Origin of the sequence: Bradyrhizobium sp. Mp27 (assembly GCF_029953005.1) — a bacterium.
In the GTDB taxonomy this organism is placed as follows: domain Bacteria; phylum Pseudomonadota; class Alphaproteobacteria; order Rhizobiales; family Xanthobacteraceae; genus Bradyrhizobium; species Bradyrhizobium barranii.
Genome location: NZ_JASAUS010000015.1, coordinates 1 through 13,646, shown reverse-complemented (window position 1 = coordinate 13,646; position 13,646 = coordinate 1). Strand labels below are relative to the sequence as shown.

The following is a 13,646-nucleotide window of genomic DNA, read 5'->3' as shown; positions in this document are numbered from 1 at the left end:
GTGGCTAGCCCGCAACGCGTTCGAATTCGTACAGCGTGCGGCCGCCGGCCGTGAGTTCGAGCCGCTGCACGATCCGGGCGTGACGACCGAGCGCCTGCTCGAATTGCGCACTGTCGTAATCCGCGAAGATGTCGCGCCGCAGCCGCAGCATGCGCTGGACCATCGGATCCGGCTTCGGCACGAATTCGATCACACCGCGCGGCGCGAGGCCGACCAGCCATTCCACGACAAAAGGCAGCGGCACGTTGCGGCCGATCGCGAGGTGATGCACCAGCGCCAGCGCTATGACGGCGTCGGCGTTGCGGCGCGAGGTCAGGCCGGACCGCTCAGCCTCAGCCCAGCCCTGCGCGGGGCTCGGGTTTGCCGCGTCAGAGAACAGCGGCAGGAAGTTGAGCCCTCCGGCGGACGCGCGCGATGCCGCCGCCTCCAGCGCGTCGAGGTCGCTGTCGAAGCCGACCACCGATCCCGCCCCGTTCGCCAGCAGCGCCTCGGCGTAACGGCCGGTGTTGCAGCCGATGTCCCAGGCGCAGGCGGGCAGATGGCGCCGGGCGAAGTCCGCGACGAAATCCTGTTTCCTGCTCTCCTCGTCGCCGGCATAGGACACATTGCCGATCTCGTAGCGCTGCCATTCCGTCGGCCCGATCGCCTTCGGCGTCAGCTTCGAAATCCAGCGATGCAGCCGCTGCAGCACCAGTTCCAGCGCAGCCTTGGGCAGCGGCCTCACCGGGCGGGCGGCTGCGTCCGGCGCGTGCCGCGCGCGTCGCTGCATCAGGTCCGGCAGCGTGATGTTGGTCAGGATATCAGGCGCGAGCCAGCGCCTGAACCGGCCGAGCAGCGCGACGATGTCGCTGCTCGCGATGCCCTCGAGCGCGCCGCGATACCAGGCATTGTGCGCAATCCCGAACAGCGCACGCAGCAGCAGCGGATTGACGAACTGCTCGATGAACTGGCGCTGGCCGGTCCAGTAGTCGCCATCCTGGTACGGGACGAAGGAGGGGATGTCGATGAAGACAGGACGGTGGCCTGTGAACTGAACATTGTAGGCGCTCGCATCGGACAGCGCGAAACCGAAATCGAGTGCGCGCAGCTGCACGTCGAGGTGCAACAGCGCAGCGCGCTTGAGCAGCGCGAAGGGCCATTCATAGGGATAGGAGATGAACGGCAGTCTTGGGTGGACGAGGACGCGTCCGCCCCGCGCCGGCTCCGGCACCTCCGCAAGCAGTGCCGCATCGGCCTCGTCCGCCCCGATGATCCATCCACGGCCGGTCAAATCGTCATAGGCGCCGGATGATTTCAGCCGCGCGAAATTCTGCGCGGCCTCGCCGTTGACGGACCGCAGGATCGTGTCGCCGGACGAGAAGATGGTGCCGGTGGGATCGCGGAATGAGCCGGGATCACGAATGGCCATTGCCTGAAGAGTCCTTGGGCCAGCGCTCCGGGGGAGCCTTCGAACGCCAGAACAATCCCAGGATCCGCCGTCCATAGGCGCGAACCGCAATCAGGCCGCCGGCAATGGCCGCGATCAGGCTCTGCACCGCGAATGCGCCCGTCCCCGGATCGAGATAGGCGTAGGCGCTGGTCGGCGTCAGCGCAGCCAGACACGCCAGCATGGTCATGAAGACCACTGGAGATTTCTTCTTCATTGAAGCCCCGTCACGACGATGGCGGCCGGCCATAACGGGCTGGACACGCTGTCTGTGACAGAGCGTAGCATTCCACCTGCACGCGTAACCTTAAATCTTGTCCATCAAGGCGGCGGTGGCCCAAATTTCGCCACCGCTGCACAGCCGGATTCCGCGAATAAGGCAAGCGGGACATGCCGGGAAACAATTTTTCGGCGACGTGCGCGCGCTCACGAATTTTATGTTGCCGGTTTACCGATGATTGACCGAAGGCCGCAATCGGCGACGGAGGCAAGCGTCATAGCCGCTGCCATTAATGGTTTCGCGTGCGAGCTGTTCTAGTCATGCCTCATGACCGCAGCGGATTTCATCGCAGCCTGCTTCTGGCCGTTCGTCGTCCTCGCGACGTTGGCGTTGCTGAAGGCCCGCAAGACCGCGGCCTTTCCGTTCGTCCTCAAGATCGTGACCGCGTTCGGCCCGGCCTACTTCGTGCTGGTGCTGTTTTTCGACAAGAGTTCGGTCATCGCCGTCAACGACATGCATGCCATTCTCGTTCTCTTCGGCCTGGCGGTCGTCGGCTCTCAGTTGCGAGTCCCTGCGCCTCGGGGCTCATGGCGCGACAAGGCGAAGGGGTTCGGTGCGATGATCGCGATCGTGCTGTTCGGGAGCCTCATTGCATGGTTCTTCGGACGGATGCTCGTCCTCGATTTCATGACGTCCCGGCTTGTGATCGAAGGCCGGGTCCAGCGTGTGGAGAGGTCAAGTGGCCGCAGGGCGGACTATCTCGTCACCGTCGCGGGCCGGACGGTGAAGGTGACGACGCCGATCTACGAGCGATTGCAGAAATTCAGGCCGGCGGTCCGCGTCGAGGTTGGACGCGGATCGAACTACGTCTATGAGATCGAATATCTCTCGAACTGAACCGCAGCTTCAGCGCCGCGGGTGCGCGCTGGCATAGACTTCGAGCAGGCGCTCGGAATCGATGCCGGTATAGATCTGCGTGGTCGAGAGCGAGGAATGGCCGAGCAATTCCTGGATCGCGCGCAGATCGCCGCCGCGCGAGAGCAGATGCGTGGCGAAGGAGTGTCGCAGCGCGTGCGGCGTGGCGCTGTCGGGTAGCCCAAGCGCGCCGCGCAGCCGCTCCATCGCGAGCTGGATGATGCGCGGGCTCAAGGGACCGCCGCGCGCGCCGAGGAAGATCGGGCCTTCCGCCGGCAGCGGATAGGGGCACATCGCAACGTATTCCTGCACGAGCGCGAGCACGTTCTGCAGCACCGGCACCATGCGGGTCTTGTTGCCTTTGCCTGTCACGATCAGCACGTCGCCTTCGCCGGGCCGTGGCACCTCGCGGCGCTTCAACCCCAACGCTTCGGAGATGCGCAGGCCCGAGCCATACAGCAGCGCCATCACCGCGGCGTCGCGGGCCAGAACCCACGTCTCGCGATCCTCGCCGGCGCGCTCGTCGGCATCGGCGAGACGTTTTGCCGATGCCATCGGCAGCGGTTTTGGTAAGGTCTTGGCCACCTTCGGCGCACGGATCGCCGAGAGCGCGCCGACCTTGCCCTTGCCCTCGCGCTCCAGAAAACGTCCGAACGAGCGCAGGCCCGCCAGCGCGCGCATCAGCGAGCGGCCGGCAATATCGTCGGCGCGGCGCATCGCCATGAAGGCGCGGATGTCGGTGGCTTCCAGCGCGGCAAAGCGCGCCAGCGTCACGCGCTTGCCCCAATGGGCACAGAGGAAATCCAGGCATTGCCGCAGGTCGCGGCCATAGGCCTCCAGCGTCTTCGGCGACAGCCGCCGCTCGGCGCCGAGATGCGACAGCCAGCGCGTCATCTCCTGCGCGATCGAGGGATCGGCGCTGGCCAGCTCGATTAATGGGGCCGCGGCTTTGCTCATACGCTCTGGACGTAATGATTCCACTCAGTATATCGCATCACACCCGTTTACTGATCGCTAAGGCCGCCCGGGGGCGTTAGCTTCAAGGCCCCAAGGTTCCGGTTCTCCCTCCAAAGACCTTTGATGGATCATTCGTCGCGCAGCACGACCACCCCCGCCAACGCGACCCGCATGGTCGACGTGCTGGTGCCGGTCGCGCTCGACCAGACCTATTCCTACAAGGTGCCGCGCGGGATGGAGCTGAAGGCGGGCGATCTCGTCGGCGTGCCGCTCGGCCCGCGCGAGGTGCTAGCCGTGGTCTGGGCGGAGAACGCCAATCCCGATCCGCGCCTGCACAACCGCCTCAAGGAGGTCAGCGAAAAGCTCGATCTTCCTCCGCTGAAGCCTGAGCTGCGCTCGGTCGTGGACTGGGTCGCCAATTACACGCTGAGCCCGCGCGGCATGGTGCTGCGGATGTGCCTGCGCATGGGCGAGAATCTCGGCCCGGAGCGGGTGCGCGCCGGCGTGCGCCTGGTCGGCGATCCGCCGCGGCGGCTGACGCCGGCGCGGCAGCGCGTGATGGAGGTGCTGTCGGACCGGCTGCTGCACGGCAAGTCCGAGGCGGCGAAGGAAGCCGGCGTCTCGGCCGGCGTGATCGACGGCCTCGTCGACGAAGGCACGCTCACGGTCGAACCGATGCCGCCGCCTCCGCCGCCGCCGGCACCCGATCCGGATTTCGGCCAGCCGGATTTTTCACCGCTCCAGCGCGCCGGGGTGGATGCAATGCGCGCGCTCGCCGCCAACGGCACCTTTCACGTTGCGCTGCTCGACGGCGTCACCGGCTCGGGCAAAACCGAGGTCTATTTCGAGGCGATTGCAGAGACCATCCGCCGCGGCAAGCAGACTCTGATCCTGATGCCGGAGATCGCGCTGACCGGCCAGTTCCTCGACCGCTTCGCGCAGCGCTTTGGCGTGCGGCCGATCGAATGGCATTCGGAGCTGACGCCGCGCACCCGCGCGCGCAACTGGGCGGCGATCTCCGACGGCAGTGCGCCGGTCGTGGTCGGCGCGCGCTCGGCGCTGTTTTTGCCTTACGCCAATCTCGGCCTCATCGTGGTCGATGAAGAGCACGACCAGGCCTACAAGCAGGACGAGGGCGTGCATTATCACGCCCGCGACATGGCGGTGGTCCGCGCGCATATCGCCAAGATCCCGATCGTGCTGGCCTCCGCCACGCCGTCGGTCGAATCCGAGGTCAATGCGCGCAAGAACCGCTATCAGCGCATCGCGCTGCCCTCGCGCTTCGGCGGCCAGCACATGCCGCATATCGAGGCCATCGACATGCGCCGCGAGCCGCCGGCGCGCGGCCGCTTCATCTCGCCGCGCTTGGCCTCCGAGATCAGAAAAGCGATTGAAAAGCGCGAGCAGGCGCTGCTGTTCCTCAATCGCCGCGGCTATGCGCCGCTGACGCTGTGTCGTGCCTGCGGCCATCGCTTCGCCTGCACCATCTGCGATGCCTGGCTGGTCGATCACCGCTTCCGCCAGCGGCTGGTCTGCCACCATTGCGGCTTCTCGATGCCGCGCCCGCAGACCTGCCCGCATTGCGCGGCGGAGGAATCGCTGGTCGCGGTCGGGCCGGGCGTCGAGCGCCTGCAGGAGGAGGCGGCCGCGCTGTTCCCGGACGCGCGCACCATGGTGCTGTCGAGCGATCTCATCAGCTCGATCGAGACGATGCGCTCCGAACTTACCGAGATCGCGGAGGGCCGCGTCGACATCATCATCGGCACGCAGCTCGTCGCCAAGGGCCACAACTTTCCGCGGCTCAATCTCGTCGGCGTGGTCGATGCGGATCTGGGCCTGTCCAACGGCGATCCGCGCGCCTCGGAACGCACCTGGCAGCTGCTCAACCAGGTGATCGGCCGCGCCGGGCGCGAGCAGGGCCGCGGCGTCGGCTATCTCCAGACCCACCAGCCCGATCATCCCGTGATGAAGGCGCTGATCGCCTGCGACCGCGAGGCCTTCTACGACAGCGAGATCGATCTGCGCGAGCGCACGCTCTATCCGCCGTTCGGACGGCTCGCGAGCCTGATCATTTCGGCAGGCGACCGTCCGAGCGCCGAAGGTTTGGGACGCCGCCTCGTTGCGCTCGCACCGCGCGACGAGCGCGTCGTGGTGCTGGGACCGGCGGAGGCCCCGCTCGCCGTGATCAAGGGCCGCTACCGTTTCCGCATCCTGGTGAAATCGGCGCGCGGTTTCGATCTGTCGGACTATCTGCGCAACTGGCTGGCGGTGTGTCCGAAGCCGAAGGGCAACCAAAAGCTCGAAGTGGACGTCGACCCGCAGAGCTTTTTGTAAGGCTGAGATCCATCCCCGTCATTGCGAGCGCAGCGAAGCAATCCAGAATCCCTCCGCGGAGGCAGTCTGGATTGCTTCGTCGTGGAGCCTGTCATCCGGCCCGCCGAAGGCGGGACCGGGTGGCTCCTCGCAATGACGGAGTAAATGACAAGCGCCTGTAGCCCGGATGGAGCGCAGCGCAACCCGGGACAAGTCGATCCGCCTGCAAAGACCCCGGATTTCGCTACGCTCCATCCGGGCTACGGATCATGCCTCGCAATGACGACGCCAACAAAAAGCCCGCCGTCCCCCAAGACGGCGGGCTTGTTTCACCCGAACTGGTCTCGCCGCTCACACGTCCGCGGACGATGGCGAGATTTGCGCTTTGTCGGTGAGGCGCTGGTGGCGCCTTAGGAGACGACTTCCGCGGTGACGCGGCCGACGCCGGCACCGGTGAGGCCGATGGCGCGGGCAGCGCCGGTGGAGAGGTCGAGGACACGGCCGCGAATGAACGGGCCACGGTCATTGATGGTGACGATGACGCTCGAGCCGCCATGGGTGACGCGCAGCTTGGTGCCGAACGGCAGCGAACGGTGCGCCGCGGTCATGGCATTCTGGTTGAAGCGCTGCCCTGACGCAGTCCGGCTGCCGGATTCGTTGCCATAATAGGAGGCCATGCCGGAGAAGCTGCGGCCCGTGCCCGACGACGGCGTCATCGACGCGTTGGCGTTGCGCCAATCGGAGGTCGTGTTGGCATCGCTCTGGGCGTGGTGGCGGTGATGATGGTGAGAGTACCGGTGGTGATGCCGGGATTTGGCAGAAGCTTCGGTGGCGGTTCCACCGACGAGGAGAGTGGCGGCAACGAAAGCGATCGCCGTGCGCGGCCGGGGCACGGAGCCCAGCGTCTTCAAAGACAGCATTTAGTGGTCCCTAATCTAGTATTGCCACATATGTGGCAAGTGGAGCCCCCGTAAGTCTGTGAGCGGGATCGCGTTTCGATTCCTAATGAGGCGTGAATTGGGCAGTAAATCCGTTCTGTGTCGTCATGAAATATTCTGTGATTGGCATCAATGTTGCAGCCAGTGTTCTGGAATCTATCGCTTTAACAATTCTTTAACTATTTTATTACTCATTAATACTGTAAAACGAGGTTCATTATACTTCATGTTTAGAATTAGGAAAGTATTCAGGGGAGGCGGCTCGTCACGCCGGACTCACGCCTCAGCGATCCGTGTTCATGGCCGCTATGCGCTGAGGGCAGGAACGAATGGCGCGATGCCGCCGAGGGGGCGCGTCATTCCGCGGCGTGGCAGGTGCTATCGCGGCGCCGTCGGCTGCGACGAACTGGCGACAGAAGGTCGTGCCTTTAATTTGGCGTCATGTTGCACGTGCGCGCCTGCTATGTTAGCAAAGCCGCGATTTTAACGGATCCGGCACCTCCCGTGTCGGCCGAAAATCGAAGTCCCGCTTGAATTCCAAGGGCTTGGATCGCTTGGCGCCGCTTCGTGGCGACGGTTTTTCCCTTGCGAGTTTGACAGCAAAAAGAGCGCGTCTGTGGCTGCAGAAGATACGTCCGTTTCCGGTGTGTCCGGCCGTTATGCAACGGCCTTGTTTGAACTGGCCCGCGACCAGAATGTGGTCGACGCGGTCAAAGCCGATCTCGACAAATTCGAGGGTTTGCTGAACGAAAGCGCCGATCTGAAGCGCCTCGTCCGCAGCCCGGTGTTCGCGGCCGATACCCAGTCCAGGGCCCTCGCGGCCGTGCTGGACAAGGCGGGCATCTCCGGCATCTCCGCCAATTTCCTGAAGGTCCTGACCGCCAACCGCCGCCTGTTCGCGGTGGTTGACGTCATTCGCGCCTATCGCGCCCTCGTCGCCAGGTTCAAGGGCGAGGTGACGGCCGACGTCACCGTGGCGGAAGCGCTTTCGGACAAGAATCTCGACGCCCTCAAGGTTGCCCTGAAGTCGGTGACCGGCAAGGACGTCGCGCTCAACGTGAAGGTCGATCCCTCGATCATCGGTGGCCTCGTGGTCAAGCTTGGCAGCCGCATGATCGATAGTTCGCTTCGCACCAAACTCAATTCGATCAAGCACGCGATGAAAGAGGCAGGCTGATGGACATCCGCGCCGCGGAAATTTCCGCGATCCTCAAGGACCAGATCAAGAATTTCGGCCAGGAAGCTGAAGTCTCCGAAGTCGGACAGGTGCTGTCCGTCGGCGACGGTATTGCCCGCGTCTACGGTCTGGACAACGTCCAGGCCGGTGAAATGGTCGAGTTCGAGAACGGCACCCGCGGCATGGCGCTGAACCTCGAAACCGACAACGTCGGTATCGTTATTTTCGGCGCCGACCGCGAGATCAAGGAAGGTCAGACCGTCAAGCGCACCCGCGCCATCGTGGACGCGCCGGTCGGCAAGGGCCTGCTCGGCCGCGTCGTCGACGCGCTCGGCAACCCGATCGACGGCAAGGGCCCGATCCAGGCCGACAAGCGCATGCGCGTCGACGTCAAGGCGCCCGGCATCATTCCGCGCAAGTCGGTGAGCGAGCCGATGGCGACCGGCCTCAAGGCGATCGACGCCCTGATCCCGATCGGCCGTGGCCAGCGCGAACTGATCATCGGCGACCGTCAGACCGGCAAGACCGCGATCGCGCTCGACACCATCCTGAACCAGAAGCCGCTCAACGCGCAGCCGGACGAGAACATCAAGCTGTATTGCGTCTACGTCGCGATCGGCCAGAAGCGTTCGACCGTCGCCCAGTTCGTGAAGGTGCTGGAAGAGCAGGGTGCGCTCGAATACTCGATCATCGTCGCCGCCACCGCCTCGGATCCTGCTCCGATGCAGTACATCGCGCCGTTCACCGGCTGCACCATGGGCGAGTACTTCCGCGACAACGGCATGCACGCCGTCATCATCTATGACGATCTGTCCAAGCAGGCCGTCGCCTACCGCCAGATGTCGCTGCTGCTGCGCCGCCCGCCGGGCCGCGAAGCCTATCCGGGCGACGTGTTCTATCTGCACTCCCGCCTGCTCGAGCGTGCGGCGAAGCTGAACAAGGACCAGGGCTCGGGCTCGCTGACGGCGCTGCCGGTGATCGAAACCCAGGCCAACGACGTGTCGGCCTACATTCCGACCAACGTCATCTCGATCACCGACGGCCAGATCTTCCTGGAAACCGACCTGTTCTTCCAGGGCATCCGTCCCGCGGTGAACGTCGGTCTGTCGGTGTCGCGCGTCGGTTCGTCCGCGCAGACCAAGGCCACCAAGAAGGTCGCCGGCAAGATCAAGGGCGAGCTCGCGCAGTACCGCGAAATGGCGGCGTTCGCGCAGTTCGGCTCCGATCTCGACGCCTCGACCCAGCGCCTGCTCAATCGCGGATCGCGCCTGACCGAGCTGCTGAAGCAGCCGCAGTTCGCGCCGCTGAAGATGGAAGAGCAGGTCTGCGTGATCTGGGCCGGCACCAACGGCTATCTCGATCCGCTCCCGCTCAACAAGGTGCGCGCGTTCGAGGACGGTCTGCTGTCGCTGCTGCGCGGCAAGAACACCGAGATCCTCAATGCGATCCGCGACAGCCGCGATCTCTCCGACGACACCGCCGCCAAGCTGAAGTCGGTGGTCGAAGGCTACGCGAAGAGCTTCGCGTAAGTGCCGTCATGGCCGGGCTTGTCCCGGCCATCCACGTCTATCGGCGTGTGAGGCACCACGTGGATGCCCGGGACGAGCCCGGGCATGACGACTGGATAGGTTTGCGATCAGGCCAAAGGGTCGGATCGTCGGGGACGAAGAATGGCGTCACTTAAAGACATGCGCGTCCGCATCGCCTCCACCAAGGCGACGCAGAAGATCACCAAGGCGATGCAGATGGTCGCGGCGTCCAGATTGCGCCGTGCCCAGCAGGCGGCCGAGGCGGCCCGGCCCTATGCCGACAAGATGAGCGCGGTGATCTCCAACATCGCCAGCGCCGCCGCGGGTTCGCCCGGCGCGCCGGCGCTGCTGGCCGGCACCGGCAGGGACCAGGTCCACCTGCTGCTGGTCTGCACCGGCGAGCGCGGTCTGTCCGGCGCCTTCAACTCCTCGATCGTGCGCCTCGCCCGCGAGCGCGCCCAGGCGCTGATCGCGCAGGGCAAGGAAGTCAAATTCTTCTGCGTCGGCCGCAAGGGCTACGAGCAGCTCCGCCGCCTGTTCGACAAGCAGATCGTCGAGCATCTCGACCTGCGCAGCGTTCGCCAGCTCGGCTTCGTCAACGCCGAGGACATCGCCAAGAAGGTGCTGGCCCGTTTCGACAACGGTGAGTTCGACGTCTGCACGCTGTTCTACGCGCAGTTCAAGTCGGTGATCGCCCAGATCCCGACCGCGCAGCAGATCATCCCGCTGGTCGTCGAGGAAAAGGCGGCGAACGCGCCGACCACGTCCTACGAATACGAGCCGGAGGAGGATGAGCTGCTGTCCGGCCTGCTGCCGCGCAATATCGCGGTGCAGATCTTCCGCGCGCTGCTGGAAAACAACGCTTCGTTCTACGGCGCGCAGATGAGCTCGATGGACAACGCCACCCGCAATGCCGGCGAAATGATCCGCAAGCAAACCCAGATCTACAACCGAACCCGTCAAGCCCAGATCACCAAGGAGCTGATCGAGATCATCTCCGGCGCCGAGGCGGTCTGACGCACGAACCAAACGACGGTCGTTCAAGTCCAGAATTTCGAAGGAGAGCTATTCATGGCTACAGCAGCTAACCAGGTCGGTCGCGTCACCCAGGTCATGGGCGCCGTCGTCGACGTGCAGTTCGAGGGCCACCTGCCCGCCATTCTCAATTCGCTGGAAACCCGGAACGGCAACATCCGCCTCGTGCTGGAAGTTGCGCAGCATCTCGGCGAGTCCACCGTGCGCACGATCGCGATGGACGTGACCGAGGGTCTGGTGCGCGGCCAGGAGGTGACCGACACCGGCCAGCCGATCGCGGTTCCGGTGGGCGACGGCACGCTCGGCCGCATCATGAACGTGATCGGCGAGCCGATCGACGAAGCCGGCCCGATCAAGTCCGAAGGCGTGCGCGCCATCCACCAGGAAGCGCCGACCTACACCGACCAGTCGACCGAAGCTGAAATTCTCGTCACCGGCATCAAGGTCGTCGATCTCCTTGCTCCCTATGCGAAGGGCGGCAAGATCGGCCTGTTCGGCGGCGCCGGCGTCGGCAAGACCGTGCTGATTCAGGAGCTGATCAACAACGTCGCGAAGGCGCACGGCGGTTACTCCGTGTTCGCCGGCGTCGGCGAGCGCACCCGCGAAGGCAACGACCTCTATCACGAGTTCATCGAGTCCAAGGTCAACGCCGATCCGCACAATCCGGATCCGAGCGTGAAGTCCAAGTGCGCGCTGGTGTTCGGCCAGATGAACGAGCCGCCGGGCGCCCGCGCCCGCGTCGGCCTCACGGGTCTGACCGTCGCCGAGCACTTCCGCGACCAGGGCCAGGACGTGCTGTTCTTCGTCGACAACATCTTCCGCTTCACCCAGGCCGGCTCGGAAGTGTCGGCGCTGCTCGGCCGCATCCCGTCGGCGGTGGGTTATCAGCCGACGCTCGCCACCGACATGGGCGCGCTCCAGGAGCGCATCACCACCACGCAGAAGGGCTCGATCACCTCGGTGCAGGCCATCTACGTTCCGGCCGACGACTTGACCGATCCGGCGCCCGCGACCTCGTTCGCGCATTTGGACGCCACCACCGTGCTGTCGCGCGCGATCTCGGAAAAGGGCATCTATCCCGCGGTGGACCCGCTCGACTCGACCTCGCGCATGCTCTCGCCGCTCGTCGTCGGCCAGGAGCACTACGACACCGCGCGTCAGGTCCAGCAGGTGCTGCAACGCTACAAGTCGCTCCAGGACATCATCGCCATTCTCGGCATGGACGAGCTTTCGGAAGAGGACAAGCTGACGGTGGCCCGCGCCCGCAAGATCGAGCGCTTCCTGTCGCAGCCGTTCCACGTCGCCGAAATCTTCACCGGCTCGCCCGGCAAGTTCGTCGACCTCGCGGACACCATCAAGGGCTTCCGCGGCCTCTGCGAAGGCAAGTATGACCACCTGCCGGAAGCCGCCTTCTACATGGTCGGCACCATCGAAGAGGCAGTCGAGAAGGGCAAGAAGCTGGCGGCGGAAGCCGCCTAAGCTGGCGAATAGCGAACAGGGAGTGGCGAGTAGAAACTATTCGCCATTCGCTGCTCGCCCCTCGCGCGTTCGCTACTCACCATTCGCAGGTTTCCAATGGCCACCATCCACTTCGATCTCGTCTCGCCGGAAAAGCTCGCATTCTCGGGCGAGGTCGATCAGGTCGATATCCCCGGCGTCGAGGGTGACTTCGGCGTGCTGGCGGGACATGCGCCGGTCGTGGCTGCGATCCGGCCCGGCATCCTCGCCATGACCGCGGGCGGCAGGCACGTGAAGATCATCGTGCTCGGCGGTATCGCCGAAGTCTCCGAAAAGGGCCTCACCGTGCTCGCCGACGTCGCGACGTCGCTCGACGAACTCGACCGTGCCCAGTTCGCCGCGACCATCTCCGAGATGGAAGACGGCCTGAAGGAGCATGAAGGCGACGAACTCGATCAGGCCATCGAGCGGCTCGATCACTTCAAGAGCATCCAGCAGCAGCTCAACAGCACGGCTATGCACTAAGCCCCGGTGCACTGCTCCGGGGCTCAAGCTACAAATTCCTGAACAGGTTCAGCGCTCGTCACGGAAGTGGCGAGCGCTGAAACTTTGTTGCACCGCGCCGCCGATAGCGGCATTCTGCGCCCGCGAATTTGTTTCGGGGCTGGCAGCAGATGAAACGCAAGATCGCAGCGATTTTCGCAGCCGATATTGCCGGTTACTCAAGACTGGTCGCGGAAGACGAAGAGGAGACGCTGCGGCGTCTCGCCTCCTATCGCGAGGTCGTCGACGACTTCATCGCGAAGGCCAACGGACGGATCTTCAACACGGCGGGCGACGCCGTGCTCGCGGAGTTTCCGAGCGCGGTCGATGCGGTGCGTTGCGCGATCGACATCCAGGAATCCCTGCGAACCCGCAACATGGCCTATCCGCCGAGCCGGCAGATGTCGTTCCGCATCGGCATCACCATCGGCGACGTGGTCGAGCGCGACGGCGATCTGCTCGGTGACGGCGTCAATATCGCCGCCCGGCTCGAAGGCCTCGCCGAGGTCGGCGGCATCTGCGTCTCCCGTGCCGTGCACGAGCAGGTCGCCAACAAGCTGTCGGTGCAGTTCGCCGACATCGGCGCGCAGGAGGTCAAGAACATCCCGACGCCGGTGAACGCCTACATGGTGGCGATGCGGCGCGAGGACGGCACCTACGCCACGCCGAAGGTGAAGAAGCCCGCCTCCAAGCTGGCCGCGGCACCCGTCTGGATGTGGCCGCTGGTGGTCGCCGTCGTCTCGGTCGTCGCCATCCTTGTCACCGGCTTCCTCTACAACACCTAGCTCAAGCAGACGGTCACCGCCGCAGTCGCGCCGGCCGCGACGCCAAGTGCTGCAATGCCAAGTGCTGCGCCAACGGCGCCGAGCCCGATGCCGACTCAGATGGCAAAGGCGCCGATGGCTCCGATGGGCCCAGCCGGCGCTGCGATGGCACCGATGCCCTCGCCATCCGCCGCGCCGCTGTCAGGCAAGCTTGCCGTCGATAGCGTGCCCTTCATCAACGAGCGCATCCGCAACTATCTGCCCCGTGGGTCGGTCAAAATCCCCCGGGTATGGTCACTTGAAACTCCCCCACCTGATGATCGCCGTCAGCGCCGCTGAACAGCAGTAGCCGGTCAGGCAGGACGTTTATG

At 64.9% G+C, this 13,646-nt stretch carries 11 protein-coding genes and 1 pseudogene; 8 read left to right on the top strand and 4 right to left on the bottom strand.

Annotated elements, in window-relative coordinates; genetic code table 11:
* Nucleotides 1-4: 4 nt before the first annotated feature.
* Both QJT78_RS11535 and QJT78_RS11530 read right to left on the bottom strand, forming a co-directional pair.
* Entirely contained in the window at nt 5-1,408 is a 1,404-nt protein-coding gene (locus QJT78_RS11535; protein WP_028150473.1) for a methyltransferase domain-containing protein, read from the bottom strand.
* The gene (locus QJT78_RS11530) at nt 1,395-1,643 is read right to left on the bottom strand and encodes a hypothetical protein (protein ID WP_028150472.1); all 249 of its coding nucleotides are present in this window, start codon (nt 1,641-1,643) and stop codon (nt 1,395-1,397) included. Before QJT78_RS11530 ends, QJT78_RS11535 begins: the two co-directional genes overlap by 14 nt.
* A 330-nt stretch (nt 1,644-1,973) precedes the next feature.
* Here QJT78_RS11530 and QJT78_RS11525 point away from each other — a divergent pair, with 330 nt between their 5' ends.
* A complete protein-coding gene (locus QJT78_RS11525; RefSeq protein ID WP_038941812.1) occupies nt 1,974-2,543 on the top strand; it encodes a hypothetical protein in 570 nt (189 codons plus the stop codon).
* Nucleotides 2,544-2,552: 9 nt separating this feature from the next.
* On the opposite strand, the gene QJT78_RS11520 is transcribed toward QJT78_RS11525, so the two are convergent.
* Nucleotides 2,553-3,518, bottom strand: coding sequence for a tyrosine recombinase XerC (locus QJT78_RS11520; RefSeq protein WP_028150470.1), 966 nt, complete (start codon nt 3,516-3,518; stop codon nt 2,553-2,555).
* A 123-nt stretch (nt 3,519-3,641) separates the two neighbouring features.
* On the opposite strand from QJT78_RS11520, the gene QJT78_RS11515 reads away from it, so the two are divergent.
* Nucleotides 3,642-5,852 carry a primosomal protein N' gene (locus QJT78_RS11515; protein ID WP_028150469.1) on the top strand — a complete coding sequence of 737 codons (2,211 nt, stop codon included), beginning with the start codon at nt 3,642-3,644 and terminating at the stop codon, nt 5,850-5,852.
* A gap of 389 nt (nt 5,853-6,241) precedes the next feature.
* On the opposite strand, the gene QJT78_RS11510 is transcribed toward QJT78_RS11515, so the two are convergent.
* Nucleotides 6,242-6,751: a septal ring lytic transglycosylase RlpA family protein gene (locus QJT78_RS11510; RefSeq protein ID WP_028150468.1), complete on the bottom strand. Its 510-nt coding sequence runs from the start codon at nt 6,749-6,751 to the stop codon at nt 6,242-6,244.
* A 634-nt stretch (nt 6,752-7,385) separates the two neighbouring features.
* Here QJT78_RS11510 and QJT78_RS11505 point away from each other — a divergent pair.
* The 6 genes and pseudogenes from QJT78_RS11505 to QJT78_RS11480 form a co-directional block, all read left to right on the top strand.
* The gene (locus QJT78_RS11505) at nt 7,386-7,946 is read left to right on the top strand and encodes a F0F1 ATP synthase subunit delta (RefSeq protein ID WP_028150467.1); all 561 of its coding nucleotides are present in this window, start codon (nt 7,386-7,388) and stop codon (nt 7,944-7,946) included.
* Nucleotides 7,946-9,475 (top strand): F0F1 ATP synthase subunit alpha, encoded by a 1,530-nt coding sequence (atpA, locus tag QJT78_RS11500; RefSeq protein ID WP_028150466.1) that lies wholly within the window; start codon nt 7,946-7,948, stop codon nt 9,473-9,475. The genes QJT78_RS11505 and atpA overlap by 1 nt, the downstream gene beginning before the upstream one ends.
* Nucleotides 9,476-9,616: 141 nt before the next feature.
* Nucleotides 9,617-10,492, top strand: coding sequence for a F0F1 ATP synthase subunit gamma (locus tag QJT78_RS11495; RefSeq protein ID WP_028150465.1), 876 nt, complete (start codon nt 9,617-9,619; stop codon nt 10,490-10,492).
* A gap of 54 nt (nt 10,493-10,546) precedes the next feature.
* Nucleotides 10,547-11,989 (top strand): F0F1 ATP synthase subunit beta, encoded by a 1,443-nt coding sequence (gene atpD / locus QJT78_RS11490; RefSeq protein ID WP_028150464.1) that lies wholly within the window; start codon nt 10,547-10,549, stop codon nt 11,987-11,989.
* Nucleotides 11,990-12,085: 96 nt separating this feature from the next.
* Complete coding sequence (locus QJT78_RS11485; RefSeq protein ID WP_281460232.1) at nt 12,086-12,493, top strand: F0F1 ATP synthase subunit epsilon; 408 nt, start codon at nt 12,086-12,088, stop codon at nt 12,491-12,493.
* Nucleotides 12,494-12,642: 149 nt separating this feature from the next.
* Nucleotides 12,643-13,611 (top strand): annotated as a pseudogene (locus QJT78_RS11480) (adenylate/guanylate cyclase domain-containing protein); the annotation flags it as partial.
* Between the last annotated feature and the right edge of the window lie 35 nt (nt 13,612-13,646).